This is a genomic window from Azospirillum sp. VT-I1 (genome assembly GCF_055698305.1).
Map to the genome: position 1 here is coordinate 39,071 of NZ_CP168806.1, position 25,256 is coordinate 64,326.

Genomic DNA, 25,256 nt, shown 5'->3' on the forward strand with positions numbered 1-25,256 from the left:
GCGATGGCGCGCATCCGGTCGGTCACGGGACGGCGGATCACCGCGCTGACGGAGGGATGGAGCCTGACCCTGCTGCCGCCCGGCGGCGCGGACGAGGCTGGAGAACTGGGAGAGGGCGTGCCGGCTCCGGTGCCCGGCACCGCGGCGCAGGCGCTGCAGGCGGCCGGTCGGTGGTCGCTGGACGATCCGCTGCCGCTTCACGACAAGGATGTCGTCTACCGCACCCGGCTGAGGGGCCACGGTCCGCGCACCCTGCGCTTCCACGGCCTCGCCACCATCGCGGAGGTGCGGCTGGACGGGGAGCGCATCCTGACCTCCGACAGCATGTTCCTGGCCCATGAGGTGCCGGTGACGCTGAACGGGGAGGCGGAGCTGTCCATCCGCTTCCACGCCCTGCATCCGGCCCTGGCGGCGAAGAAGGGCCGTGCCCGCTGGCGTCCGAAGCTGGCCGAGCCGGCGGCGCTGCGCTTCGTCCGCACGACCCTGCTGGGCCATATGCCGGGCTGGTGTCCGCCGGTCCACGCGGTCGGCCCCTACCGCCCGGTGGAACTGGTGGAGGAGACCGGCCCGGTCCGCGTGCTGAATGCCGACCTGCGCAGCGGCCATGACGGGCGGGACGGTCGGCTGTCGCTGTGCCTGACGGTGGAGGGCGCGTCTTCCGGCATGACTGGCTCGGTCGAGGTGGCCGGGCAGACAGCTCCGCTCGGCTTCGACGGCATCGACCGCTTCCACGCCGACACGACTCTGCCGGGGGTGGAGCCCTGGTGGCCGCACACCCATGGCGAGCCGGTGCTGCATGGCGTGACTGCGCGGATCGCCGCACCCGGCGGCGTCGTGGAGGTCGATCTGGGCCGCGTCGGCTTCCGTTCCCTGGCGGTGGACCGGGGCGCCGACGGCAACGGCTTCGCCCTGCTGGTGAACGGCGAGCGGGTGTTCTGCCGCGGCGGCTGTTGGGTGCCGGTCGATCCTGTCGGCCTGTCGGCGGACCGCGCCGCCTACGAACCCGAACTGCGGCGGATGTGCGAGGCCGGAGCCAACATGGTCCGCGTCGGCGGCACCATGCTGTATGAGGGCGACGCCTTCTTCGAACTGTGCGACGAGCTGGGCATCCTGGTCTGGCAGGACGCCATGTTCGCCAACTTCGACTACCCCAACGATCCGGCTTTTCTCGACAGCGTGCGGGCGGAAATCGCGCAGCTGCTCGATCGCACCCAGGTTTCCCCGTCGCTGGCGGTGCTGTGCGGCGGCAGCGAGATGGAGCAGCAGGCGGCCATGCTCGGCCTTCCCCGCGCCTCCTGGACGCAAGGGGCGCTGATCGGCGTGGTCATGGAGGAGGCGACGGCGCGCCGGCCGGACCTGATCCAGCTGACCAACTCGCCCAGCGGCGGGCCGCTGCCCTTCGTCGCCGATGCCGGAGTGACCCATTATTACGGCGTCGGCGCATATCTGAGGCCGCTGGAGGATGCCCGGCGTGCCGGCGTGCGCTTCGCCGCCGAATGCCTCGCCTTCTCGAACCTGCCGGAGGACGACTCGCTCGGCGTCCCGGCGTTCCACCATCCCCGCTGGAAGGAGCGGGTGCCGCGCGATCCCGGCGCCTCCTGGGATTTCGAGGATGTGCGGGAGCATTATCTGGAGGCGCTCTACGGTGTCGATCCGCGGCGCCTGCGCTATGAAGACCCCGACCGCTATCGCCGCCTGTCCCGCGCGGTGACGGGGGAGGTGATGCAGGCGGTGTTCGACGAGTGGCGGCGCGCCGGATCGGGCTGTGCCGGCGGGCTGGTCTGGCAATGGCGCGATCCCTGGCCGGGCGCCGGCTGGGGCGTGGTCGCCGCCGACGGCACGCCGAAGCCGGCCTGGCATGCGCTGAAGCGCGCCTTCCGCCCGCTGCGCGTCATCCTGACCGACGAGGGGGTGAACGGGCTGGCCGTGCATCTGGTCAACGACACTGCCCGGCCGGTGGAGGCGCTGCTGCGGCTGACGGCGTGGCGCGACGGTTCGGTTCCGGTGCTGAAGGCGGAGCGGCCGGTGACCCTGCCGGCGCGGACAGCGGTCATGCTCCCCGCCGCCGGAATGACCGACCGCTTTTTTGACACGACTTACACCTACAGGTTCGGGCCGGCCCCACACGATGTGGTGTCGGCGCAATTGCTGTCGGCCGGAAGGGAAGCGGAACCAATTGATGAGTCTCATTATTTCCCGAGGGGCCGCTCGCTGCCGCGCGCGGATCTCGGCCTGACGGCGGCGGTGGAGCGGCAGGGGGAAGACTGGACGTTGCGGCTGGCCACCCGTCGGCTTGCCTGTTCGGTGCATGTGGAGGACGAAGGGTTCCGGGCCGAGGATGCTTGGTTCCACCTGTCCCCCGGTGCCGAGCGGGTGGTCCGCCTGCAGCCGCGCGCCGCCGCCGGGAATGGCGTGCCGGATGGCGAGGTTCATGCGCTGAACGCGCTGGCACCCGTCCGTTACAGGGGGAACGCATGAAGCCGACGCCGATGGTGTTCGATGGTTGTTTCGGATGGCTGCACCCGGCGCCGGGCCTGCGCGGGGTGGTGCTGTGCGGTCCCTATGGGCATGAGGAACTCTGCGCGCATCGCGCCTGGAAGACATTTGCGGAGAAGCTGGCCGCCGCGGGGCTGCCGACCCTGCGGTTCGACTATCCGGGCTCCGGCGATTCGGCCGGGGACGACAGCGAGCCGGACCGGGTGCGCGCGTGGCTGGACGGCATCAAGGCGGCGGTGCGCCGCCTGCGCGAGGACACCGGCGTCACCGAACTGACCCTGGTCGGCTACCGCATGGGCTCGCTGCTCGCCACCGCGGCGGCGCTTGAACTGGCGGAGGAGGGGCAGGGGGTGGATGCGCTGGCGCTGCTGGCGCCGATCACCTCCGGCCGCAAGGCGGTGCGGGAACTGCAGACGCTCGCCACCATGGTGCTGCGCCCGGTCTGCAACCCGGAACCGCCGGAGCGCGCCTCCTGGCTGAACGTGATCGGCATGCCGCTGACGCCGGAAACGGCGCTGGCGCTGAGCGGCCTCACCCCCTGCGACCAGCCGAAGCCGCCGGCGCCGCGCATCCTGATCGCCGACCGGCCGGACGCGAAGACCCCGGTGAAGCTGGCGGCGCGCTGGCGCACGATGGGTGCCGCGGCGGAGCCGATGGGCATCAGCGGCATGATGGAGATGGTCCAGCAGCCGCAGCGCGCCCGGGCCGCCGCGGTGTTCGACCCGGTCCTGGCATGGATCGCCGCCGGGCCGGTGGCCACGGGCGCCACCCCGCCGCCGGACCGGCCGGCCGGGCTGATGACCACGACCGCGGTCGAACGCCCGGTCTTCTTCGGCAATGACCCGGAGCTGTTCGGCATCTATTGCACGCCAGTCCTGGCCGACCCGGCCGGTAGCCGGCCGGCCATCCTGTTCCTGAACAGCGGTGCCACTCATCATGTCGGATCCGGACGCGCCACCGTGGTGCAGGCCCGGCGTCTGGCGGCGCGCGGCTACAGCTCCCTCAGGATCGACGCGGCCGGGATCGGCGACAGTCCCGACCGGCCGGGCCTTGCCGACAACCTGCTCTACCACAGGGGGGTGATCGGCGACTTGCGGGCGGCGCTGGACTGGCTGGAAGCCCAGGGGCACGCGCGCGTCGTCGTCATCGGCCTGTGCGCTGGCGGGACCCCCGCCCTGCATGCGGGGTTGGGCGACAACCGGGTGGTCGGGCAGGTCGCGCTCAATCCCGGCCGGTTCGAGCTGGGCGACGGCACGGCGGTGGCGGAGCTGATGCGGACGGTCGCCTTCCGCTCCACCACCGAATATCTGCTGGAGGCGCTGAAGCCGTCCCGGCTGCGCGCCAGCTTCCGCATGCGCGCCCGCGTGATGGGGCTGGCCAAGCGGCTGGCCGGCCGTTTCGTCCGCAAGGTCCTGATCCGCACCGGCCTCACCCGCCACGCACAGCGCATGTTCCGCCGCCTGTCCGCGGAAGGCCGGCGGGTTCTGCTGGTCTACAGCAGCGGCGATATGACGCTCGCCGAGTTCTACCTGCATCTGGGCGAAGGCGGCCGTGCCCTGGACGGGCTGTCCGGCATCGAGCTGGTCTATCTCGACCGCTCCGACCACAGCCTGACGGTGTGGGAGGCGCGCGACCGGCTGAACGTGCTGATCGACCGCCATCTGGCGTCGCTGGACACCCCCGCCGCCACCGATCCGGCCGCCTCCGGCCTGACCGACTGGGACCTCGGGCTGCCGTCGGGGGAGCGGGTGGGGTAGGGGGCGGGCGCTACTCCGTCCGCTGTACCGTGCCGGCCCGGCGGGCCTTGACGAGGGCAATGAACCTCTGGCGGAGTTCATTGAAGAAGCGGGCCGGCAGCAGCCCATAAGCGACGCTTCCCATATCGCCCGTCCGGGCTGGACTGAGGTCGGGACCGGGCCAGATAAAGCGGTTGGCCTCCGTCAGCACCACCCAGGACCGTTCCGCATCGAGGCCGAGGCGAGCCTTCGTCGCCGCCGGGATTTCAATGGCAAGAGCCGGATCGGCCGGCGGCGAATGCGTGATCGGCAGGACCGTAACGCAAGGCTCCCCCTCTTCCGTCACGGTTATCAGGATTACGGCGCAGGGGCGGTCCTTGACCCCTTCCTCCTGCCCGCGTTGATGCTCTGCCTTCCACAGGTAGCTGTAGCGGATGACGAGGCCGGGGACCGGATTTGGAAAGGGCACGGCTGTTACGATGCCGGCGGCAGTTCGTCGTCGAAGGCGCCGGCATCGGCCGGAGGGCGGGTGGCCTCAAGGGCTGCGATGTCCGCTTCCGTGAAATCCTCCGGCCCCATGACCCGGCGCTCCCGGCGCTTCAGGCGGCGGTACTCTTCGGTGGAGATCAGCACGGTGCTTTCCCGCCCGTCGCGCGTGACGGTGACGGGCTGGCTCAGTGCGATGTCCTGGTAGCGGCCGATGTTCCGCTGGAACTCGGCGTCGGACACCTTGATCACATCCATGGTATTCACCCTCCGCAAGCCTTGAAAATTAGAGGGCGTGCATGGATTTGTCCAGTTTCCGGCCATCCCGCCGCAGGCGGTCTATTCACCCCAGCAGTTCCGCCAGCGACCGCGCCACCACCCGGGTCGCCTTGCGCAGATCCTCCAGCACCAGCTTTTCGTCGGCGCGGTGGCCGTTGGCTTCCAGCAGGTCGCGCGGGCCGGCGCCGTAGAGGATGGTGGGGATGCCGGCCTCGGAGTAATGGCGGGCGTCGGTGTAGAGCGGGATGCCGTTCTGGCCGACCGGCACGCCCAGCACCTCCTGCGCATGGGCAGCGAACAGCGCGGCCAGTCGCGGCGCGTCGCCGACCGAGCGGAAGGGCCGGGCCAGCAGGATGCGGCGGATGGTGACACGGATGCCCTCGCGGCCCGCCGCAGCCGTCTCGATCAGGGCGCGCAGTTCGGCCTCGACCTCCGCCGGGTTCTCCTCCGGGATCATGCGGCGGTCGAGGCGGAAGGTGACGCGGTCGGGCACCACGTTGGTGTTGATGCCGCCCTGGATCAGCCCGACGGTCAGCGACGGGTAGGTGATGCCGGTAACGCTGGAGCGGCGCGCCGCCAGGTCCGGCCGGTGGGCATAGAGGGCGGCCAGGATGCCGGTCGCCGCCTCCAGCGCGTCGTGGCCGGTGTCGGGGCGGGCGGCATGGGCGGACTTGCCGTCGACCTGCACCTCCAGATGCAGGCAACCATTGTGCCCGGTCACCACCGAATAGGCGAAGCTGGCCGACACCGCATAGTCCGGCTTGGAAATGCCCTGGTCGAGCAGCCATTTCGGCCCGATCTCGCCGCCGGCCTCCTCGTCATAGGTCAGGTGCAGTTCCACCGTGCCCTTCAGCGGGGCCTGCGAGGCGATCAGCGCCCGCAGGGCAAAGGCGTAGGTGGCGAAGTCCGACTTCGACACCGCGACACCGCGGCCATACATCACACCGTCGCGGATCTCCGCGCCATAGGGATCGCTCGACCAGCCTTCGCCCGGCGGCACCACGTCGCCATGGGCGTTCAGCGCCACGGTCGGGCCGTCGCCGAAGCGGTGGCGGATCACCAGGTTGGTGGCGCTGATCATGCCGTTGGCCCGCACCAGATCGGCCGGCACCGGGTGGCGTTCCACCGTGAAGCCCATCGCTTCCAGCAGCTCCGCGGCGCGGGCGGCGTGGGGGGCGCAGTCGCCGGGCGGATTGTCGGACGGCACCTTCACCAGTTCCGCCAGGAAACGGACCTCCTCGTCGAAGCGGGCGTTCACCGCCTCGTCAAGCGTGGCGGCGAGGGAGGGGGACAGGTCGGTCATGGCAGGCGGTCCGTCACGGGAGGGAGGTTGCGGGCTGGAAGTTTTCGACGAAGCGGGCGAGCACGCGCGCACCCGCCTCGGCATCGGCGGCGGTGATGCGTTCGGCCGGGTTGTGCGAGATGCCGCGCTCGCAGCGCACGAACAGCATGGCGATGTCGGTCAGCGCTGCCACCGCCATGGCGTCGTGGCCGGCGCCGCTCGGCAGTTCGGGCGCATCGAGCCCTTCGGCGGCGGCCGCGGCGGCGAACTGCGCCATCAGCGCCGGGTGGCAGGCGACGGCGGGGCTTTCATGCAGCGTCTCGAAGCCGATGGCGACGCCGCGGGCGTCGGCGATGGCCTCCAGCCGGGCGCGGACGGCGCCGACCCGCTCCAGCCGCAGGGGATCGCGGTCGGCACGCAGGTCGATGGTGAAGCGGACCCTGCCGGGAATGACGTTGGTGGCGCCGGGCGACGCCTCGATCCGGCCGACGGTGCCGACCAGCCGCTCCTGTCCCGAGCAAAGCTGTTCCACCGCCAGGATCATCTCGGCGGCGGCGGCCAGGGCGTCGCGGCGCAGGGTCATCGGCACGGTGCCGGCATGGCCGGCCATGCCCTCCACCGTCACCGCCAGCCGGGTGGCGCCGGCGATTGCCGTCACGACGCCGACCGGCCGGCCCAGCGCTTCCAGCACCGGCCCCTGTTCGATGTGCAGTTCCGCATAGGCCAGCACGGCATGGGGCTCGTAGGCGGCGGTGGCCCAAGCGGCGGGATTGAGCCCGAAGGCCGTCATCGCATCGGCCAGCCGCGTGCCGGCGGCGTCGCGCGTCTCCAGCACGGCGGGATCGAAGGTGCCGGCGATGGCGCGGCTGCCGATCAGGGTGGACTGGAAGCGCGTGCCCTCCTCGTCGCCGAAGCCGATCACCTCGACGGCGAAGGGCAGGCGCCGGCCGCGGGCGTTCAGGTCGGCGACCACGGCGATCCCGCTCAGCACGCCCAGCATGCCGTCATAGCGCCCGGCATCCCGCACGGTGTCGAGGTGGGAGCCGATCAGCAGCGCCGGCAGGCCCGGCTGGTTGCCCTCGTAGCGGCCGATGATGTTGCCGACGGCGTCCTCCCGCACATCCATCCCCGCCGCACGCATCCACTGCGCGACGAGATCGTTGGCGCGGCGGTGTTCCGGCGTCAGGTAGAGGCGCGACAGGCGCCCTTCTTCCGCGCTGATCGCCGCCAGCGCGTCGATGCGCTCGAGAAGGGCCGGCCCGGACAGCGGCGACGGGGAGGGCGGGAAGACGGACATCGGCATTCCGGAACGCAGAGGGGTCGGGACGATGGCACCGGTTATACGCCGAAGCCGCCACCCCGCCCTAGCCCCCGGCCGGCGAAGACAGTTTCAAAGAATCCCGGAAAGGCGATCCGTCACCGACTTCCGGTCATACTGCAGCGCAAAAAGACAGGAAAAAGAGCGTTGGTGGTGCCGAATACTGCCTACCACCCTCTGGAATCGTTTGGCAGACTTCATAAATGAAGAGGAACAAAAACTGCTGCGAAGCAGCGGAGATTTGCTGCGACTGCGAAAGAAACTAGCGAGGGGAGGTGCGTCCATGACGTCGTTCGATCCCGATATGCCTTTCGAAAACGCAACGCCGATTGGCCGCCCCGGAGGCGTCCTTTGGTTCAACGACCGGGTGGGGCTCGCCCAGGCCCGCACCCTGGCGGGATGGATCACGCTGCTGGCGGAAGACCGCGGGTTGGACGACCGGCAACTGTCGGCCGTCACCGGCCTCGATCCGGAGGATGTGCGCGCCGTGCGCGACGGCGCGGTGGCGATGCTGCCGCCTCCGCTGCTGAACCGGGCGCTGGCCCGTCTGGAAGGCCGGAACGACGAAGGGCGGCTGCAATAGCTGCAGGCCGCCCTTCCGGAAGAACTGTGTTGCGCGGCGACGCCTCAGGCGACGGCCAGCACGTCCACATACATGTTGGCCGGCGCGGACAGGTGGATGCGATAGAGCATGCCGGACTGGTCGACGATGATGTCGGCGACCGGGTTCTTGGTCGACAGGTCGGTCACCGCGGCGCGGACATTGCGCGGCAGTTGGTCGAGGGCGACGTCGCGGTAACCGCCCTTGTCGGAAAGCTTGATGGTCTTGTTGCCCATGATGGCAGCTGCTCTGTTTCAGGAAGGCTTGAGAGGGGATACTCGATTTGCCGCGGGACAATGATCCCCGCCGGTTAACCGAGGGTTAAGCACCCTCTCAGGTCCTTCGAATGCCCGCGCAGGGCAGCAGCGCATCCGGTGCAGGGGGCGGAACCGCCCACCCTGATCCGGTCATGGCTCAGCGGCGGTCCCGACCGGCGGAGCCGGCCATGGCGTCGTCGCGGCGCAGTGTGTCGTCCTCCGGCAGAGGCTGCTTGCCCAGCACCATGGAACTGTTGTCGAGTGCCGCCACCATGGCGTCCCGCGCCGGGGCGCCGGGGCCGGTGACGCTGCCCTCGCCCTGCGGGGCCGCCGGCTCCACCCGCTCACCATGGCCGACGGCCGCGTTCCGATCCGTTGCGCTCCTGCTGGCGACGCGCAGGTCGTTCTGCACATGGCCGACGCCCGACACGCTTTCCGCGATGTCCTCCGCCCGGCGGCGGGATGCCCGGTCGGACACGGTGCCGGACAGAGTCACCTCGCCGCCCTCCACCCTCACCCCCACGTCGGAGGCGTCGATGTGGTGGTCGTCGGTCAGGCGCTCGTTGATGTCCTCCAGGATGCGTTCGTCGGACCGGCGGTAATTGCGCGGGCCGACGCCGCGGTATCGCGCCTCCGGGGCCATCTTGGCGAACTCCTCGCTCCAGGGATGGCGGTGCATGTGCATGGCGGCCTCCGTCTTCGGATATGGATCGGTCGATCCGGTGGGATCCCTGACCGTGCAACAGACGGCCTCCCGGGCCCGTTCCCTGAGAGAAGCGGAGGCCGCCGATCCTTCCGGCGCACTTTACGGGCAGGGCAGGAGCGGGCACCCTTGCGTGTCAATGGCGGCCGGCCAATGTCTGCTGTCCGGGAAAGTCGGCATCGCCCAAGCTTTCTCCAATTCTGTGAAGGTTGCCCATGACCATCATCGTCCATCATCTCAACAACAGCCGGTCACAGCGAATCCTCTGGCTCCTTGAGGAGTTGGAGCTGCCTTACGAAATCAGGTTCTATCAGCGCGACAAGGCGACCAATCTTGCCCCGCCGGAACTGAAGGCCGTTCATCCGCTGGGGAAATCCCCATTGCTCGAGATCGACGGGCGGGTCGTCATGGAATCCGGCGCCATCGTGCAGCATCTGTGCGAGACCTTCGGTGGCGGACGCTTCCTGCCGCCGGCCGGCTCCGACGATGCGTTGCGTCATCTGCAGCTGGTGCATTTCGCCGAGGGCTCGGTGATGACGCCGATCCTGCTCGATCTTTATGTCGGACGGCTCGGCGAGGCTGGCGCGCCGCTGCACCCCCGCATCCAGGAGCAGCTGAACAGCCATTTCGAATATCTCGAATCCGAACTGCGTCCGTCCGGACATTTCGTCGGCGACGAGCTGACCGGTGCCGACATCATGCTCAGCTTCCCGATCGAACTGGCGATGCTGAAGGGCAACCGCGGCCGCTGGCCGAAGCTGGCCGCCTTCGTGGACGCCATGCATGCTCGCCCGGCCTGGCAGCGCGCCCTCGCCAAAGGCGGCAGATATTTCCAGTAACAGCCGGCCAGGGTGACTGCCGCCGGTTCCGGTCGTGAAAAAGCCCGCCCTGGTTTCCCAGGACGGGCTTTCTCCAAGCGATCGTCGCTGCCGTCAGCGCGTCGGCACCGGCGGCGTCTGCGAGTAGTCGTAGAAGCCGCGGCCGTACTTCTTGCCGATCCAGCCGGCTTCGACATACTTCACCAGCAGCGGGCAGGGGCGGTACTTGCTGTCGGCAAGACCCTCGTACAGCACCTGCATCACCGCCAGACAGGTGTCCAGGCCGATGAAGTCGGCCAGTTCCAGCGGCCCCATCGGGTGATTGGCGCCCAGCTTCAGCGCGGTGTCGATGGCCTCGACGCCGCCGACGCCCTCATAGAGGGTGTAGACGGCCTCGTTGATCATCGGCAGCAGGATGCGGTTGACGATGAAGGCGGGGAAATCCTCGGCCACCGCGGCGGTCTTGCCGATGGCGAGCGTCAGTTCCTTGATGGCGTTGAAGGTCGGCTCGTCGGTCGCGATGCCACGGATCAGCTCGACCAGCTGCATCACCGGCACCGGGTTCATGAAGTGCATGCCCATGAACTTGGCCGGACGGTCGGTCGCCGCGGCCAGACGGGTGATCGAGATCGACGAGGTGTTCGTCGCGATCAGCGCCTCCGGCTTCAGATGCGGGACCAGCTTCTTCAGCAGGTCGCGCTTCAGCGCCTCGTTCTCGGTCGCCGCCTCGATCACCAGATCGGAGTCGCCGAACACCGACAGGTCGGTGCCGGTGACGATGCGGCCGAGGGCGGCGGTCTTCTCCGCCTCCTGCAGCTTGCCCTTCTGGATCTGGCGGTCGAAATTCCGGCCGATGTTGGCGAGCGCCTTTTCCAGGACCGCGTCGCTGATGTCGGACAGGACGACATCATAGCCGGCCTGGGCACAGACCTGGGCGATACCGCTGCCCATCTGGCCGGCGCCGATGATGCCAATCTTCTTGATCGTGGTCATGGGGGCTGTCCCGCGAAGGATGTGGGTAGAAGGGCCGCCATCGGGGGAGCGCCGGTCAAGGCCGGTTCCCTCCCGATGGCGGCCCGGATCAGCGCGCCTTATCCAAGTTTGTCCGTCAGCTCCGGCACGGCCTTGAACAGGTCCGCGACGAGGCCGTAATCGGCGACCTGGAAGATGGGCGCTTCCTCATCCTTGTTGATCGCGACGATCACCTTGCTGTCCTTCATGCCGGCGAGGTGCTGGATCGCACCGGAGATGCCGACGGCGATGTACAGCTCGGGCGCCACGATCTTGCCGGTTTGCCCGACCTGATAATCGTTCGGCACGAAGCCCGCGTCCACGGCGGCGCGGCTGGCGCCGACCGCGGCGCCCAGCTTGTCGGCCAGAGCCTCCAGCATCGGGAAATTCTCGCCCGACTGCATGCCGCGGCCGCCCGACACCACCACGCGGGCGGCGGTCAGCTCCGGACGCTCCGACTTGGTCAGCTCGGCCGAGACGAAGCTCGACAGGCCGGCGGCACCGGCACCCGCGACCTGCTCGACCGAGGCCGAACCGCCTTCGGATGCTGCGGTCTCGAAGGCGGTGGTGCGGACGGTGATGACCTTCACTGCATCGGCCGACTGCACGGTGGCAATCGCGTTGCCGGCGTAGATCGGCCGCTCGAAGGTATCGGCCGACACCACGGCGGTGATGTCGGAGATGGCGGCGACGTCCAGCAGCGCCGCGACGCGCGGCAGCAGGTTCTTGCCGACCGAGGTGGCGCCGGCCAGCACATGGCCGTAGCCGCTCTTGGCGGTGGCGACCACCAGCGGCGCGACGTCTTCCGGCAGCTGGTGCTCGTAAGCCGCATCGTCGGCCAGCAGCACCTTGGCGACGCCGGCTACCTTGGATGCCGCCTCGGCGGCGGCCTGGGCGCCCTTGCCGGCGACCAGGACATGGATGTCGCCACCGATCTTCGAGGCGGCGGTGACGGCGTTCAGGGTGGCGGGCTTCAGCGACGCGTTGTCGTGTTCCGCGATGACGAGAATGTTGGCCATGGTCAGATCATCCCCCTCAGATCACGCGCGCTTCGTTCTTGAGCTTGTCGACCAGCGTGGCGACGTCCGGCACCTTGATGCCGGCCTGACGCTTCGGCGGCTCGGCGACCTTCAGCGTGGTCAGGCGCGGGGCGACATCGACGCCCAGGCTGTCCGGGGTGACGGTCTCCAGCGGCTTCTTCTTCGCCTTCATGATGTTGGGCAGCGACGCATAGCGCGGCTCGTTGAGGCGCAGGTCGGCCGTGACCACCGCCGGCAGCTTCAGCTCCACCGTCTCCAGGCCGCCGTCGATCTCGCGGGTGACCGCGACCGTGCCGTCGCCGGCGACGACCTTCGAGGCGAAGGTGCCCTGGCCCCAGCCGAGCAGTGCCGCCAGCATCTGGCCGGTCTGGTTGCAGTCGTCGTCGATCGCCTGCTTGCCGAGGATGACGAGGCCGGGGGCCTCCTTCTCGACCAGGGCCTTCAGCACCTTGGCGACGGCCAGCGGTTCGGTGGTCACGTCGGTCTGCACCAGGATGGCGCGGTCGGCACCCATGGCGAGAGCGGTGCGCAGGGTCTCCTGCGCCTGGGTCGGGCCGACGGACACGACGACGATCTCGGTCGCCTTGCCGGCCTCCTTCAGGCGCACCGCCTCTTCGACGGCGATCTCGTCGAAGGGGTTCATGCTCATCTTCACGTTGGCGGTCTCGACGCCGCTGCCATCCGCCTTGACGCGGATCTTCACGTTGTAGTCGACCACTCGCTTAACGGGGACGAGGACTTTCATAACTCACCCTGGCTGCTGAGCGCGCGCCCATTACGGCGAACACCGCGAAAATTGCTGTGGTTGCGAACGGACCATAGGATCTGGCATTACCACTGTCAATGACGCGCCCGACGCGCGGGCGGCGGCTTTCGCCGGATTCCGCGGCTCTTCCTCAGCGGTTCGCGCCGGGAACCCACAGAACGTCGTCCGCCCCGTTGCGGTTCACCACCCGGCTCAGGACGAACAGGTGGTCCGACAGCCGGTTGACGTATTTCAGCGCCGCATGCGTCACCGGTTCGTGGCGCGCCAGATCGGTCATCAGCCGCTCCGCCCGGCGCACCACGGTGCGCGCCAGATGCAGGTGGGCCGCGGCGGGAGAGCCGCCGGGCAGGATGAAGGAGGTCAGCGGCGCCAGACCGGCGTTCATCGCGTCGATCTCCGCCTCCAGCCGGTCGACCTGGGCCTGGACGATGCGCAGCGGCGGGTATTTCGGCGCCTCCTCCTCCGGCGTGCAGAGGTCGGCGCCCAGGTCGAACAGGTCGTTCTGGATGCGGCCGAGCATCGCGTCGGCTTCCGGCCAGTCATGGGTGTGGAGGCGCGCCATGCCGATGACGGCGTTCGCCTCGTCCACCGTGCCGTAGGCGGCGACGCGGCGGTCGTGCTTCGGCACCCGGCTGCCGTCGCCGAGCGAGGTTTCGCCGGCGTCGCCGCCGCGCGTGTAGATCTTGGTCAGCTTTACCATGGGAACCGTCAGCCTTTGATCAGGATGGCGATGACGAACAGCAGCAATGCGGCACCCTGCAGGATCACGCGCAGGCGCATCGCCTTGTTGGAGCGGCGCGGGTCGCCCTTGCCGCCGCGGGCCATGAAGAAGAGGCCGACGAACAGCGAGCCGACCACGGCCAGCATCGCCAGGACCATCAGGATGGGGAAGAGATCGTGCATGGCGCCAATATAGACCGCGATTCGCCCCGCGCCTATGGCTGCTCGTCAATGCGATGTCGTGGATGCGGTCCCCCGGAAGAATCGCCGCTGCGGGTTATCACCCGGTTGCCAAAGCCGTTGGACTGCATACAGTGCGCTGCGACGGGCGGCCATGGCAACGGCCAAGGCCCGGTCGGGTGGCGGAGCGGAGAGGCGGGAATGCGGCGGCGGAGTTTCCTGAAGACGGCCCTGAAGGTGACGGCGGCCGCGGCGGCCGGCACCGGCGCGATGGCGGCACTGACCCGCGAGAGCGTGCAGGCGGCCCCGGATGTCGCCCCCAGGTCGGTTGCCTTCCCCGACGGGTTCCTGTGGGGAGTCTCCACCTCCAGTTACCAGATCGAAGGGGCGGTGGCGGAGGACGGGCGCGGTCCCAGCGTCTGGGATACCTTCAGCCATTCCTACGGGCGATCGCCAACGGCGACACCGGCGACGTCGCCTGCGACCATTACCACCGGATGCCCGAGGATGTGGAACTGATGGCGCGGGCCGGGATGAAGGCCTACCGCTTCTCCATCGCCTGGCCGCGGGTGATGCCGCAGGGCACCGGGGCGGTGAATCCGAAGGGACTCGACTTCTACGACCGGCTGACCGACGCGCTGCTGGCGAAGGGCATCCAGCCCTGGCCCTGCCTGTTCCATTGGGACCTGCCCCAGGCCCTGCAGGACCGGGGCGGCTGGACCAACCGCGACATCGCCGGCTGGTTCGCCGATTATGCGCTGGCGGTCACCGCCCGGCTGGGCGACCGCGCCAAGCATTGGGTGATGCTGAACGAGCCGTCGGTGGTCGCCATCTTCGGCCACGGCACCGGCGGCCATGCGCCGGGGCTGACCGGCCGCGACAACTGCCTGAAGGCGATCCACCACCAGAACCTCGCCCAGGGAACGGCGCTGGCCGCGCTGCGGCAGGTGGGCGGAAAGAACTGGCAGCTCGGCACCGTGCTGTCGCTGCAGCCGTCCTGGCCGGTGGGGGGACTCGATTCGAACTATCCGGCGTCGCTGATGTGGGACGCGGTGTGGAACCGCTCCTGCCTGGACCCGCTGTTCAAGGGCCGATTCCCGGCGCAGCTGGAGGCCGAGTTCACCCGCATCGCCAAGCCTGGCGACCTGGAGCGCATCAAGCAGCCGGTCGACTTCCTAGGCATCAACTATTACAGCCGCATGCACCAGCAGCCTGATCCGCAGGGGCTGTTCGGCACCGGCTACGGCTCGGCGCCCGAAGGGACGCGCAAGACCGGCATGGACTGGCCGGTGGAGCCGGACGGGCTGACCGAGATCCTGGCCGAGCTGCAGGAGAAATACGGCAACCCGCCCGTCTATGTGGCGGAGAACGGCGCCGATTATCCCGACACCGTCGGCCCGAACGGCCGGGTGGAGGACCGCGACCGCATCGCCTATCTGCGCGACCATCTGCTGGCCGCGGCCAAGGCGATCGACGAGGGCTGCAACCTGAAGGGCTATATGGCTTGGACGCTGCTGGACAATTTCGAATGGGCGGAGGGCTACCGCCGCAAGTTCGGACTGGTCCAGGTCGACCGCAAGACGATGGAGCGCAAGCCGAAGGCCAGCTACGACTGGTACGCCTCGGTCATCCGCAACAACGCGGTTCCGCTGCGCTGAGTGCGGCGATAGACTGCGGCCCATGCCGACCCCGCGCCCGCCCCAGCCGACCCGATTTGCCATCCAGAAGGCGCGCGGCAAGGGATGGAAGACGCTGGAGGTGGGAGAGGAGCTTGCCCATGCCAAGGCACGCTTCGACCAGATGGTGGGCATCAACCCGCGGGCCTATTTCCGGCTGATCCAGCTCGACTACAACGCCGACTCCGCCTATGAGGGCATGGAGTTCAACTGGACGCTGATCGAGCTGTACGACCCCACCAGGGGTGGACGGGCGCGCCCGGTGCCGAAGCCGGTTTCAGCGGCTCCCCGCCGGACGGCCGACAGGCGCAAGGCGGCGGAGCCGGTGGCATTGCCGCTGCGGGTCTATCTGGCGGTGATCCTGATCGGCACGCTGGCCGGTGCCCTGGCCTACCTGCATTTCGCTGGTGGGAGATGAAGGGGCGGGCGCTGACGCTTCACTCCGTCGCGTAGCCCTTGCGGCGCATGCACAGGGCGAAGATCTCCTTGCGGTAGCCGTATTGCGGCGTTTCCGGCAGCGGGCGCAGGGGATAGCCGCGCAGGCGCATGGTGTGGTCCACCTGCTCGGTGCACTCGTCATAGGCGATGGTCGGCACGTCGGGGCTGGCGGTCCACTCGCGGTAGGCCGGCGGGCTGCTGCAGCCCGACAGTAGGAGCATGGCTGCGATCGCCGGCCCGCCCCAAGGAAATGCGTTCCCGAACCCGGTCATGGCGCCTCTATGCTCCATTGCTGCCCCCGAATTGACGCTACCACGTCCGGCCTTTTCCGATCCATTTTCGCACACCATTTCCGGGAACGCGCCTTTTCGGCAACGCTGCGCGGCGGACAACGCAGACGCACAAAAATCGCCGCCGGAAAAGCGTCGCAATCTGGTAACACGATCCAGGTCCCCGATTCGCGGGGAAGTGTCGTGGCTCTGAAATCGGTCTGGCGTCACGGACGGAGGGATAAGGCGATGTCTGGGATTTCGCGGCGGGTGCGTGGTGGCGCCGCGGTGGCGGCTGTGGCGGTGGTGGTGTCGGTTCTCGCGGTGGGGACGCCCGGTTCGGCACGGGCGGAGGCATCGACGGCCGATATCCAGTGGGCGCAGACCTTCCTGAAGGACAAGGGCTACAACATCGGCGGCCGGGCCAAGGGCCAGATGACGCCGGAGACCCGTTCCTCGCTCAGCGCCTATCAGAAATCCGTCGGGCTGCCGGCCACCGGCAACCTCGACCAGGCCACCATCAACAAGATGATGGGCGAGCGCGAGAAGAAGGCCGCCCCCACCATGGGCAGCCTGTCCAAGAGCCAGGTCGGCCAGACCCGCCACGAGAAGGAAGTGGCGCCGCGCGCCGCCCCCACCGGCCGGGTCGAATCCGGCAACGAGAGCGTCGGCGGCATGGCCCAGTTCGGCGGCGCGCCGGTGTCGGCGCCGTCCAGCCCGTCATCCTCCACGTCATCCTCCACGGCCGCCGGCCACGCGCCGGCGGCGGCTCCGCGCCCCTCGGTGCCGGCGGCCGCTCCCGCTGCGGTGGCGTCCGGTGCGGCACCCCAGAGTGCGCCGCGTCCCTCGGCCGGCGCCTCCGAAGGGCCGGTTCCGCAGGCTGCTCCCCGGGGAGCCGTTTCCGCGACGACGCCGGACGGCAAGCCGGCTGCGCTGGAGGAACCGGCGGCGGTTGGCGGCGGCACGTCGGTCTGGCAGTCGAACGCCGCGCGCGCCGGCGTCGCCGGGCTGCTTGCAGTGACGCTGGGCGGCGTCGGCTTTGCCTGGTGGCGCAGCGGACGCGGCGTCGACCCGCTCAGCCGGGCGCCGGCCGGCGACGACCGGCCGCGCGAGTCGCGCGTGGAGCCGAGCTTCGGCAGCCCGCGCCGCCGGGAGGAACTGACCATCGAACCCCGGCTGACGGCAGAGGCGCGGCGGCGCTGAGCGCTGCCCCCTCCCTAACCCTCCCCTCTTCGAGGGAGAGGGGACTGCCGCCACGTTGCAAATCTATCCCTCTCCCTCGAAGAGGGGAGGGAGGGACCCGCGGCGGAGCCGTGGGAGGGTGGGGGCAACCCTTTCCGCTCCTGCCTCACATCATCATCGGACAGCCGCCTCCGCCGCAGCCGCCGGGGGCGCAGGCGGGGGCCGGCGCGGGCTGGGACTTGCCGACGCGCGGGGCCATGATGGCCTTGGCGACCTCGGTGCCGCCGCAGGACGGGCAGGGGATGCCGGCGGCCTTCTTGGCATCGTAATCGGCCATATTGTCGAACCACTGGTCGAAATCGTGGCCGCAGGCGCAGTGCAGGGCGTAGACGATCATCGCAAAGCCTCGAAAAGCGGGGTTTCGGCCGCTCTTCTAGCCAAGCCTCGGCCGCCCCGCCAGGATCTGCATCAATCGCCGGCCCTCAGCGCGACTCGATGACGCCCACGCGGGCGCACATCGACAGCAGCGGGCAGGTGGAGCAGCGCGGCCGCTCGCCGGTGCAGATCCATTTGCCGAAGGGCACCAGCCGCTCGTTGATCTCCACCCAATAGCGTTTGGGAAGCACCGTCAGCAGCGCCGCCATGGTCTTTTCCGGCGTGCGCGCCGACACATAGCCCCAACGGTTGGTGACGCGGTGGACGTGGATGTCGACCGCCAGCGCCGGGATGTCGAAGCCGACCGCCAGCGTCAGCGCCGCGATTTTCGGACCGACCCCGCGGAAGCGCATCAGCCCGTCGGGCGTGTCCGGCACCTCGCCGCCATGCTCCTCGACGATGCGGCGGGACAGCTCGCGGATGTCGCGCGCCTTGGGTTCCGGGAAGGTGGCGCCGTGCAGCAGTTCCACCAGCCGCTCCTCCGGCAGGGCGGCCATGGCGGCGGGAGTGTCTGCGACGGCGAAAAGCCGTTCGGCGACCGTCAGGCTCGTCTCGTCCCGAGTTCGGGCGGAGATCAGGCTGGCGACCAGCTGCTGGAAGGGGCTGGCATAGCCGCGGTCGCGCAGCTCGAACATTGCCGCCTTGGGGTAGGGGGCGACCGCGATCCGCAGGCGGCGGAAGGCTTCATCGATGTCGAAGGCGTGGGAGGTCGCGGACTGCAAACTCACGGGAGAACCACCTCCGGGGAACGGGCTGCTGCGGCACCCCGTTCGTCAACCGGCAAGTCCCCGCGATTGTTCCCTTTAGAGCGCCTTGATCTGCATCTTGATCGGCCCTTCCGCCCGGCCATGGACGAACTGGTCGACATAGGCGTTGCCCGAATTGTCGATGTCGCGGGCGTGGCCGGTCCAGATGATGCGGCCCTGGTAGATCATGGCGATGCGGTCGGCGATCTTGCGGGCCGACGCCATGTCGTGGGTGATGGTGACCGCGGTGGCGCCGAGGTCCTTCACGCACTGCACGATCAGCTCGTTGATGACGTCGGCCATGATCGGGTCGAGGCCGGTCGTCGGCTCGTCGAAGAAGATGATCTCCGGCTCGTCGGCGATGGCGCGGGCAAGGCCGACGCGCTTCTGCATGCCGCCCGACAGCTCCGACGGCGACAGCTCCGCCACGTCGGGGGTCAGGCCGACCGCGCCCAGCTTGGCGACCGCGATCTCCTTGGCCTGGGCGCGGGGCATGTGGGCGCCCTGGATCAGGCCGAAGGCGACGTTCTCCCAGACCTTCAGGCTGTCGAACAGGGCGGCACCCTGGAACAGCATGCCGAACTTGTGCAGCATCTTCTCCCGCTCGCGCGAGCGCAGGCGGGTCGTCTCGACGCCGTCGACCTGGATCGAGCCGGAATCCGGCGTCAGCAGGCCGAGGATGCTCTTCAGCATCACCGACTTGCCGGTGCCCGACCCGCCGATGACCACCAGCGACTCGCCCTTCGCGACCTCCAGGTCGATGCCGTTCAGCACCTTCTTCGTGCCGAAATGCTTGTAGACGCCTTTGAGCGCGATCTTCGGGACGGTGGTCATGCGATGGCGCTCACTTGGTCGAGAAGAAGAGGCCGGTGATGAGATAGTTCCACACCAGGATCAGGATGGAGGCCGACACCACCGCGTTGGTGGTGGCCGCACCCACGCCCTGGGCGCCGCCCTTGGAATGGTAACCGTGGTAGCAGCCCATCAGCGCGATCAGGAAGCCGAAGATCGCCGCCTTGACCAGGCCGGAGATCACGTCGACCGGCTGCAGGAACTCCCAGGTGCGGTTGATGTAGCTGGCGGCGTTGAAGTCCAGCCGGTAGACGCCGACCAGGAAGCCGCCGAACACGCCGATGATGTCGGCGACGATGACCAGCAGCGGCAGCATGGTCAGGCCGGCGATCAGGCGCGGAGCCACCAGATACTTGAACGGGTTGGTGGAAAGGGTGGACAGCGCGTCGATCTGCTCGGTCACCCGCATGGTGCCGATCTCCGCCGCCATGGCGGCGCCGATGCGGCCCGCGACCATCAGGCCGGCCAGCACCGGCCCCAGCTCGCGCGTCACCGACAGCACGACGACGGTGGCGATGGCGCCCTCCGCCTGGAAGCGGGAGAAGCCGCTATAGCTCTGCAGGGCCAGCACCATGCCCGTGAACAGCGCCGTCAGCCCGACCACCGGCAGCGAATAATAGCCGATGTCGATCATCTGGCGCAGGATCTGCCGCGGATAGAGCGGCGGGCGCACGCAGTGCGACAGGGCTGACCCGGTGAACAGGGCAAGGCGTCCGGTCGCTTCCAGGAAGATCAGGAAGGCCCGGCCGGTGGCGGCGAGGAAACCCATCAGTCGGCCCGCATCCTTGGTTTGAATCTCGTTTGGGCGCTGCGGTCATAGCACCGATGAGCGCCGCGGTCATCCTTGGACTTTGCAATGGTGGGGCGACCCTTCGCCCTCTCCCGCCCCGGGAGAGGGAGGGGACCCACGAAGTGGGGAGGGTGAGGGGGATGCACCGCATACCTTCGCGGGAATCCTCGCCACGCATCCCCCTCACCCTGACCCTCTCCCCGGGGGGAGAGGGGATCGGGATCACCCGCCGACGTAAACCCGGTGATAGCGCCGGCCGAGCGAGGTCAGAACCTCATAGCCGATGGTCCCGCCCTCCGCCGCAACCTGATCGACCGGGCGGCTGGGGCCGATCAGCTCGACCATCTGGCCCGGCTGCGCAACCGATTCCGGCAGGCCGGTGACGTCGATGGTGATGAGGTCCATGGAGATGCGGCCGACGATGGGGGCGGCGACGCCGTCGACGAAGACGTGCCCCTTGCCGCTCAGCGACCGCAGATAGCCGTCGGCATAGCCGACGCCGATGGTGGCAATCCGCGCCGGGCCGGCGACCTTGTGGGCGGCACCGTAGCCGACGGTCATCGGAACCGCGCAGTTGCGGACCTGCAGCAGGCGGGCGTCCAGACGCACCGTGCCCCGCATCGGGTTGGGCAGGTGCGGCGTCGGGTTGACGCCGTAGAGCGCGCAGCCCGGCCGGGCGAGGTCGAAATGATGGTCCTTGCCGTGGAAGATGCCCGACGAATTGGCGAAGCTGGCCTTCGCCTTGGGCAGCCGCGCCAGCGCCGCGCGGAAGCGGTCGAGCTGCTCCCCGGTCATCGGGCTGTCGAACTCGTCGGCGCAGGCGAGATGGGTCATCCAATAGCGGACGTCGATGCCCTCCAGCCATTCCGGATGGGCGGCGAGATCGTCCAGCTCGTCGGGGCCGAGGCCCAGGCGGTTCATACCGGTGTCGATGTGGATCACCGCCGGCAGAACCTCCCCCGCGAGGCGGTGAAGGCCCGCCACGCCGCGATCTCGCCCAGATGGTTCAGCACCGGCAGGATGCGGGCGGCGAGGAAGTCCCCTTCGCAGCCCGCCGGCAGGCCGCCCAGCGAGAAGACCTGCGCCTCCGGAGCGACCGGCTCCAGCGCGCGGCGGACGGCCAGCGCCTCCTCGAACTGGGCGACGACGAAGGTCCGGCAGCCGGCGGCGGCCAGGGCCGGAACGACGCGGGCAACGCCCAGACCATAGGCGTCGGCCTTGACCACGGCGGAGCATTCCGCCGGGGCGACGCGGTCGCGCAGCTGGGTCCAGTTGGCGACCACCGCGCCGAGATCCACGGTGAGGATGGCGCCGGCGCGGGAAGCGGGGTCGGAGGAAAGCACTTTATTCGTCGTCCTGATGACGTTGGTCGAGGTCGCCGAACTTGGTGAACTGGCCGTCGAAGTAGAGACGGACGGTGCCGATCGGACCGTGGCGCTGCTTGGCGATGATGACCTCGGCGGTGTTGTGCACCTCGCCCAGGCGCTGCTGCCAGCGCTGATAACGGTCGTTGAACTTGTCGTCGCTCTCGTCGGGCCGGCGGGAAGGCTCGGCGCGCTCAAGATAATACTGTTCGCGGAAGACGAACATCACGACGTCGGCGTCCTGCTCGATCGAGCCGGATTCGCGAAGGTCGGCCAGCTGCGGACGCTTGTCCTCGCGAAGCTCCACCGCGCGGCTCAGCTGCGACAGCGCAACCACCGGCACGTCCAGCTCCTTGGCGATGGCCTTCAGGCCGCGGGTGATCTCCGAGATTTCCTGCACCCGGTTCTCCGACCCGCGCGAGGACGACCCGCGCAGAAGCTGGAGATAGTCGACCACCACCATGCTGAGGCCCGACGTGCGCTTCAGCCGGCGGCAGCGGGTGCGCACCGCGGCGACCGACAGGGCCGGCGTGTCGTCGACATAGAAGGGGCAGCGCGCCAGATCCTGGCTGGCCTGGACGAATTTGGGGAAGTCGGTGTCGCGGATCTCGCCGCGGCGGATCTTGTCGCCGGGCACCTGCACCTCGTCGGCGAGGATACGGGTGGCCAGCTGTTCCGCCGACATTTCGAGAGAGAAGAAACCGACCACGCCGCCTTCCTGGCCGGAGGAGCGCATGTGCGCCTTGGCAGCGTTGAAGGCGATGTTGGTGGCGAGCGCCGTCTTGCCCATCGACGGGCGGCCGGCGAGGATGATGAGGTCCGAGGGGTGCAGGCCGCCCAGCTTGCGGTCGATGTCGATCAGGCCGGTGGTGACGCCGGTGACGTGGCTGGAGCGGCGGAAGGCCACCTCCGCCGTCGCGATGGCATGCTTGACCGACTCGCCGAACGCCACGAAGCCGCCCTGCACGTCGCCGGTGGAGGCGAGGTCGAACAGCTGCTTTTCCGCCTCGCCGATCTGGTCCAGCGCCGTGATGTCGAGGTCGTGGCGGTACGCCTCGTTCACCATGTCGGTGCCGACCTCGATCAGCTGCCGGCGGATGAACAGGTCGTGGATGGTCTTGCCGTAATCGGCGGCGTTGACCACCGTCACGACGTTGGCCGCCAGCTCGGCCAGATAGGCGCTGCCGCCTTCCACCGCCAGTTCGGGGTCGTTGTCGAACAGCGACTTTAGCGTGACCGGGTTCGCGATCTGGCCGCGGTCGATCATCTTGGTGATGGCGGCGAAGATGCGCTGGTGGGCCGGGTCGTAGAAATGCTCCGGCCGCAGGAACTCGCCGACCTTCTCGTAGGCCTTGTTGTTGACCAGGATCGCGCCCAGCAGCGCCTGCTCCGCCTCCTCGTTGTTGGGGGGCGTGCGGTATTCCGCCGTCGGCTTGACCGCGGATGAAGGGCGGGGATCGAACAGCGATGAGGTCTGGTTGCTCATGAAGGACACAATAGCAGAAACATAACGGGAACGCTCGGTGAAGGGTGGGGGACCCTCCACAAAAGCTGTGCACAGAAGTTATCCACAGGCTGGGAAGTCTGGGGAAAACCGCGGGAAGGCCCGGTTCCGGCTCAGAGCTTCTTCGGCTGCGTCGGGTGGGCGGGGGCGGGCGCCACCTCCAGCGCCTCGAACACCGCGTCGACATGGTCGGCGACGCTGTAGAGGGCGGAGCGGTCGATGCGGGCGAATCCCTGGGCGACCATGTGGTCGATCAGGCCGAGCAACGGGCGCCAATAGCCGTCGACGTCGGCGATGACGATCGGCTTGTCGTGCAGCTGCAGCTGCTTCCAGGTCAGGATCTCGAACGCCTCGTCCAGCGTGCCGAGCCCGCCCGGCAGGATGACGAAGGCGTCGGCGCGCTCCACCATCATGCGCTTGCGGGTGTGCATGCTGTCGACGACATGCAGCTCGGTCAGGCCGGTATGCTCGACCTCCGCCGACTGGATGTGTTCTGGGATGATGCCGATCACCTCGCCGCCGGCGGCGATGGCGGCGTCGGCGGCGATGCCCATCAGTCCGACCCGGCCGCCGCCATAGACCATGCGGATGCCGCGGCGGGCCAGCCCGTCGCCCAGCGCATGGGCGGCTTCCTTGTGGACATCGGCGACGCGGCTGGATGCACCGCAATAGACGCAGACGGACGACAGGCTCTTCATCGCGGGTCAACCTTTCTCGCCACCACCGCCCACCGGCGGGCGGGGCGTAAACAATCCGGTGAAAGCCATGGAATATCGGAGAGGGCGGCGCGTCAACCGCGGCACAGGCACCGTTATACCAGGGCATCATCGGGAGGGACCACATGAGCAACCGCGTCGTCAATGTCCTTGCGGCGGCATCCGTCGCCGGTCTGATGTTCGCGCTGTTCGGCATGTCGGCGGACAACGCCGGCGCCGTCGTCGGCGGCGCCTCGGGCGAGGTCGTGGAAAACAGCACATCCACACTGAAGGCCGGACCGATAGCCGATGACCGCGCCGACATCGCCGCCTATCTGGAGATCATGCCGGCGAAGCAGTGAATGCCGCCAAATCGTGATCTTAGGGGGCAATCGATGCCGTTTGGCCGATGGAAAGGTTCCAACGGCGCCATTCTTTTGGCGCCTGTCCTTCTGCTATAGTTGCTCATCCTGCCGTGGTGGCGGGCCGCCGGATGGGTGCTCAGGTGAAACGAAACGCGTTGTTCGCAGTTTTGGGCGTGGCTCTGATCGGGGGGCCACGGCGGTTGCCCTGTGGCCGGCCGGGGGGCCCGGGCAGGCGCCGGTTCCGGCAGCGGCTCCGGCAGTGCCTCCCGCGGCGTCCGCTCCTGCGGCTCCTGCCTCTCCCGCGGCGGTCCAGCCGGCGGCCCCCGCGAAAGCGGCGGCAGTTCCTGCACCCGCTCCGGCGGCGCCCAGCTTCGACGTGGTGCGGGTGGCGCCGGACGGGGCGACTGTGATGGCCGGCCGCGCCGCACCCGGATCGCAGGTGACGGTCACCGACGGCGGCGCGCCCGTCGCCACCGCCAAGGCCGACCAGCGCGGCGAATGGGTGATGCTGCCCGACAAGCCGCTGGCCCCCGGCACGCGCGAATTGAACCTGACGGAGGCCCGCCCCGGGGCCGACGCGCCGGTGCCCGCCGACAAGGTGGTCGTGGTGATGGTGCCCGAACCGGCCGCCACGACGCAGGCCACTGCGGCCGACTCGGCCTCGCAGACCACTGCTGTGGCCGTGGCGGTTCCGCGCGACGGGCTGGCCGGCGCCCCGGCGTCGATGGGCGGCAGCTCGGTTCTGCAGGCGCCGCCGGTTCCCGCCAACGGCGCGCCTCCGCCGCCGGGCGGCATGTCGGTGGAGACGATGGACTATGATCCCGCCGGCCGCGTTGCCTTGGGCGGGCGGGCGGCGCCCAACAGCGCGGTGCAGCTCTATCTCGACAATATCCTGGTCGGCCGCGCCCACACCGATCCCAAGGGCGGCTGGCGCCTGATCCCGGAAAAGCTGATCGATCCCGGCCTCTACACCCTGCGCGCCGATCAGGTCACGCAGTCCGGCAAGGTGGTGGCGCGGGCCGAACTGCCGGTCCAGGTCTCCGCCATGCCTGCCGGGGCAACCGACGGGCGCAGCATCGTCGTCCAGCCCGGAAACAGCCTGTGGCGGCTGGCCCGCCGCACCTATGGCGACGGCATGCTCTACACCACCATCTACACCGCCAACCGCGAACAGATCCGCGACCCGGACCTGATCTATCCCGGCCAGATCTTCTCGCTGCCGCAGGTGAACTGATCTGTGAACCGAG

At 69.1% G+C, this 25,256-nt stretch carries 26 protein-coding genes and 2 pseudogenes; 9 read left to right on the forward strand and 19 right to left on the reverse strand.

The genetic code is table 11. The annotated features are described in order from the left end of the window. The first annotated feature begins 3 nt into the window (after positions 1–3). Both AB8P05_RS28730 and AB8P05_RS28735 read left to right on the forward strand, forming a co-directional pair. Positions 4–2,478, forward strand: coding sequence for a glycoside hydrolase family 2 protein (locus tag AB8P05_RS28730; protein ID WP_472761842.1), 2,475 nt, complete (start codon positions 4–6; stop codon positions 2,476–2,478). Continuing rightward, positions 2,475–4,253: an alpha/beta fold hydrolase gene (locus AB8P05_RS28735; RefSeq protein WP_472761843.1), complete on the forward strand. Its 1,779-nt coding sequence runs from the start codon at positions 2,475–2,477 to the stop codon at positions 4,251–4,253. Before AB8P05_RS28730 ends, AB8P05_RS28735 begins: the two co-directional genes overlap by 4 nt. A 10-nt stretch (positions 4,254–4,263) precedes the next feature. Here AB8P05_RS28735 and AB8P05_RS28740 read toward each other — a convergent pair whose 3' ends face one another. The 4 genes from AB8P05_RS28740 to AB8P05_RS28755 all read right to left on the reverse strand — a co-directional run bounded on the left by AB8P05_RS28740 (position 4,264) and on the right by AB8P05_RS28755 (position 7,576). After that, positions 4,264–4,701, reverse strand: coding sequence for a growth inhibitor PemK (locus AB8P05_RS28740; protein WP_472761844.1), 438 nt, complete (start codon positions 4,699–4,701; stop codon positions 4,264–4,266). Positions 4,702–4,706: 5 nt separating this feature from the next. Continuing rightward, a complete protein-coding gene (locus AB8P05_RS28745) occupies positions 4,707–4,976 on the reverse strand; it encodes a type II toxin-antitoxin system prevent-host-death family antitoxin (protein ID WP_472761845.1) in 270 nt (89 codons plus the stop codon). A gap of 85 nt (positions 4,977–5,061) precedes the next feature. Then, positions 5,062–6,300 carry an ArgE/DapE family deacylase gene (locus AB8P05_RS28750; RefSeq protein ID WP_472761846.1) on the reverse strand — a complete coding sequence of 413 codons (1,239 nt, stop codon included), beginning with the start codon at positions 6,298–6,300 and terminating at the stop codon, positions 5,062–5,064. A 13-nt stretch (positions 6,301–6,313) separates the two neighbouring features. Beyond that, positions 6,314–7,576 (reverse strand): allantoate amidohydrolase, encoded by a 1,263-nt coding sequence (locus tag AB8P05_RS28755; RefSeq protein WP_472761847.1) that lies wholly within the window; start codon positions 7,574–7,576, stop codon positions 6,314–6,316. Positions 7,577–7,880: 304 nt separating this feature from the next. On the opposite strand from AB8P05_RS28755, the gene AB8P05_RS28760 reads away from it, so the two are divergent. After that, positions 7,881–8,180: a hypothetical protein gene (locus tag AB8P05_RS28760; RefSeq protein ID WP_455175912.1), complete on the forward strand. Its 300-nt coding sequence runs from the start codon at positions 7,881–7,883 to the stop codon at positions 8,178–8,180. Between the two features lie 44 nt (positions 8,181–8,224). On the opposite strand, the gene AB8P05_RS28765 is transcribed toward AB8P05_RS28760, so the two are convergent. Further along, the gene (locus AB8P05_RS28765) at positions 8,225–8,434 is read right to left on the reverse strand and encodes a hypothetical protein (RefSeq protein ID WP_455175913.1); all 210 of its coding nucleotides are present in this window, start codon (positions 8,432–8,434) and stop codon (positions 8,225–8,227) included. Between the two features lie 178 nt (positions 8,435–8,612). Continuing rightward, complete coding sequence (locus AB8P05_RS28770; protein WP_472761848.1) at positions 8,613–9,140, reverse strand: BON domain-containing protein; 528 nt, start codon at positions 9,138–9,140, stop codon at positions 8,613–8,615. A gap of 233 nt (positions 9,141–9,373) precedes the next feature. Between AB8P05_RS28770 and AB8P05_RS28775 the strand changes: the two genes are divergently transcribed. Continuing rightward, the gene (locus AB8P05_RS28775) at positions 9,374–9,997 is read left to right on the forward strand and encodes a glutathione S-transferase family protein (protein WP_472761849.1); all 624 of its coding nucleotides are present in this window, start codon (positions 9,374–9,376) and stop codon (positions 9,995–9,997) included. Between the two features lie 93 nt (positions 9,998–10,090). On the opposite strand, the gene AB8P05_RS28780 is transcribed toward AB8P05_RS28775, so the two are convergent. The 5 genes from AB8P05_RS28780 to AB8P05_RS28800 form a co-directional block, all read right to left on the reverse strand. Further along, the gene (locus AB8P05_RS28780; RefSeq protein ID WP_455175916.1) at positions 10,091–10,969 is read right to left on the reverse strand and encodes a 3-hydroxybutyryl-CoA dehydrogenase; all 879 of its coding nucleotides are present in this window, start codon (positions 10,967–10,969) and stop codon (positions 10,091–10,093) included. Between the two features lie 98 nt (positions 10,970–11,067). Then, positions 11,068–12,006 (reverse strand): electron transfer flavoprotein subunit alpha/FixB family protein, encoded by a 939-nt coding sequence (locus tag AB8P05_RS28785; RefSeq protein WP_472761850.1) that lies wholly within the window; start codon positions 12,004–12,006, stop codon positions 11,068–11,070. 16 nt (positions 12,007–12,022) lie between these two features. Further along, positions 12,023–12,772 carry an electron transfer flavoprotein subunit beta/FixA family protein gene (locus AB8P05_RS28790; RefSeq protein ID WP_472761851.1) on the reverse strand — a complete coding sequence of 250 codons (750 nt, stop codon included), beginning with the start codon at positions 12,770–12,772 and terminating at the stop codon, positions 12,023–12,025. Positions 12,773–12,923: 151 nt separating this feature from the next. Continuing rightward, the gene (locus tag AB8P05_RS28795) at positions 12,924–13,493 is read right to left on the reverse strand and encodes a cob(I)yrinic acid a,c-diamide adenosyltransferase (protein ID WP_455175919.1); all 570 of its coding nucleotides are present in this window, start codon (positions 13,491–13,493) and stop codon (positions 12,924–12,926) included. An 8-nt stretch (positions 13,494–13,501) separates the two neighbouring features. Further along, complete coding sequence (locus AB8P05_RS28800; protein WP_472761852.1) at positions 13,502–13,696, reverse strand: twin transmembrane helix small protein; 195 nt, start codon at positions 13,694–13,696, stop codon at positions 13,502–13,504. A 198-nt stretch (positions 13,697–13,894) separates the two neighbouring features. On the opposite strand from AB8P05_RS28800, the pseudogene AB8P05_RS28805 reads away from it, so the two are divergent. Beyond that, positions 13,895–15,351, forward strand: a pseudogene (locus tag AB8P05_RS28805) (GH1 family beta-glucosidase). Positions 15,352–15,373: 22 nt separating this feature from the next. Further along, complete coding sequence (locus AB8P05_RS28810) at positions 15,374–15,787, forward strand: hypothetical protein (RefSeq protein ID WP_472761853.1); 414 nt, start codon at positions 15,374–15,376, stop codon at positions 15,785–15,787. Between the two features lie 19 nt (positions 15,788–15,806). Here the strand turns inward: AB8P05_RS28810 and AB8P05_RS28815 are convergent, their stop codons facing one another. Next, positions 15,807–16,028, reverse strand: a complete 222-nt coding sequence (locus AB8P05_RS28815) for a hypothetical protein (RefSeq protein WP_455175922.1) — start codon at positions 16,026–16,028, stop codon at positions 15,807–15,809. Between the two features lie 297 nt (positions 16,029–16,325). On the opposite strand from AB8P05_RS28815, the gene AB8P05_RS28820 reads away from it, so the two are divergent. After that, positions 16,326–17,279 carry a peptidoglycan-binding domain-containing protein gene (locus AB8P05_RS28820; RefSeq protein ID WP_472761854.1) on the forward strand — a complete coding sequence of 318 codons (954 nt, stop codon included), beginning with the start codon at positions 16,326–16,328 and terminating at the stop codon, positions 17,277–17,279. A gap of 145 nt (positions 17,280–17,424) precedes the next feature. Here the strand turns inward: AB8P05_RS28820 and AB8P05_RS28825 are convergent, their stop codons facing one another. The 7 genes and pseudogenes from AB8P05_RS28825 to AB8P05_RS28855 all read right to left on the reverse strand — a co-directional run bounded on the left by AB8P05_RS28825 (position 17,425) and on the right by AB8P05_RS28855 (position 23,647). After that, on the reverse strand, positions 17,425–17,655 hold the full coding sequence (locus AB8P05_RS28825; RefSeq protein WP_063635920.1) for a DUF1178 family protein: 231 nt from the start codon (positions 17,653–17,655) through the stop codon (positions 17,425–17,427). 85 nt (positions 17,656–17,740) lie between these two features. Continuing rightward, a complete protein-coding gene (locus AB8P05_RS28830) occupies positions 17,741–18,421 on the reverse strand; it encodes an endonuclease III domain-containing protein (RefSeq protein ID WP_472761855.1) in 681 nt (226 codons plus the stop codon). A 75-nt stretch (positions 18,422–18,496) separates the two neighbouring features. Further along, positions 18,497–19,273: an ABC transporter ATP-binding protein gene (locus AB8P05_RS28835; RefSeq protein WP_472761856.1), complete on the reverse strand. Its 777-nt coding sequence runs from the start codon at positions 19,271–19,273 to the stop codon at positions 18,497–18,499. Positions 19,274–19,283: 10 nt separating this feature from the next. Continuing rightward, entirely contained in the window at positions 19,284–20,060 is a 777-nt protein-coding gene (locus AB8P05_RS28840) for an MlaE family ABC transporter permease (protein WP_455175926.1), read from the reverse strand. A gap of 243 nt (positions 20,061–20,303) precedes the next feature. Then, positions 20,304–21,424 (reverse strand): annotated as a pseudogene (alr, locus tag AB8P05_RS28845) (alanine racemase). A gap of 1 nt (position 21,425) precedes the next feature. After that, positions 21,426–22,931 (reverse strand): replicative DNA helicase, encoded by a 1,506-nt coding sequence (locus AB8P05_RS28850; RefSeq protein WP_472761857.1) that lies wholly within the window; start codon positions 22,929–22,931, stop codon positions 21,426–21,428. A 131-nt stretch (positions 22,932–23,062) separates the two neighbouring features. Beyond that, positions 23,063–23,647: an LOG family protein gene (locus tag AB8P05_RS28855; RefSeq protein ID WP_472761858.1), complete on the reverse strand. Its 585-nt coding sequence runs from the start codon at positions 23,645–23,647 to the stop codon at positions 23,063–23,065. A gap of 143 nt (positions 23,648–23,790) precedes the next feature. Between AB8P05_RS28855 and AB8P05_RS28860 the strand changes: the two genes are divergently transcribed. Together AB8P05_RS28860 and AB8P05_RS28865 are read left to right on the forward strand one after the other, a co-directional pair. Beyond that, entirely contained in the window at positions 23,791–24,006 is a 216-nt protein-coding gene (locus AB8P05_RS28860) for a hypothetical protein (protein ID WP_472761859.1), read from the forward strand. Positions 24,007–24,418: 412 nt separating this feature from the next. Further along, on the forward strand, positions 24,419–25,243 hold the full coding sequence (locus AB8P05_RS28865; RefSeq protein ID WP_472761860.1) for a LysM peptidoglycan-binding domain-containing protein: 825 nt from the start codon (positions 24,419–24,421) through the stop codon (positions 25,241–25,243). Positions 25,244–25,256 lie beyond the last annotated feature (13 nt).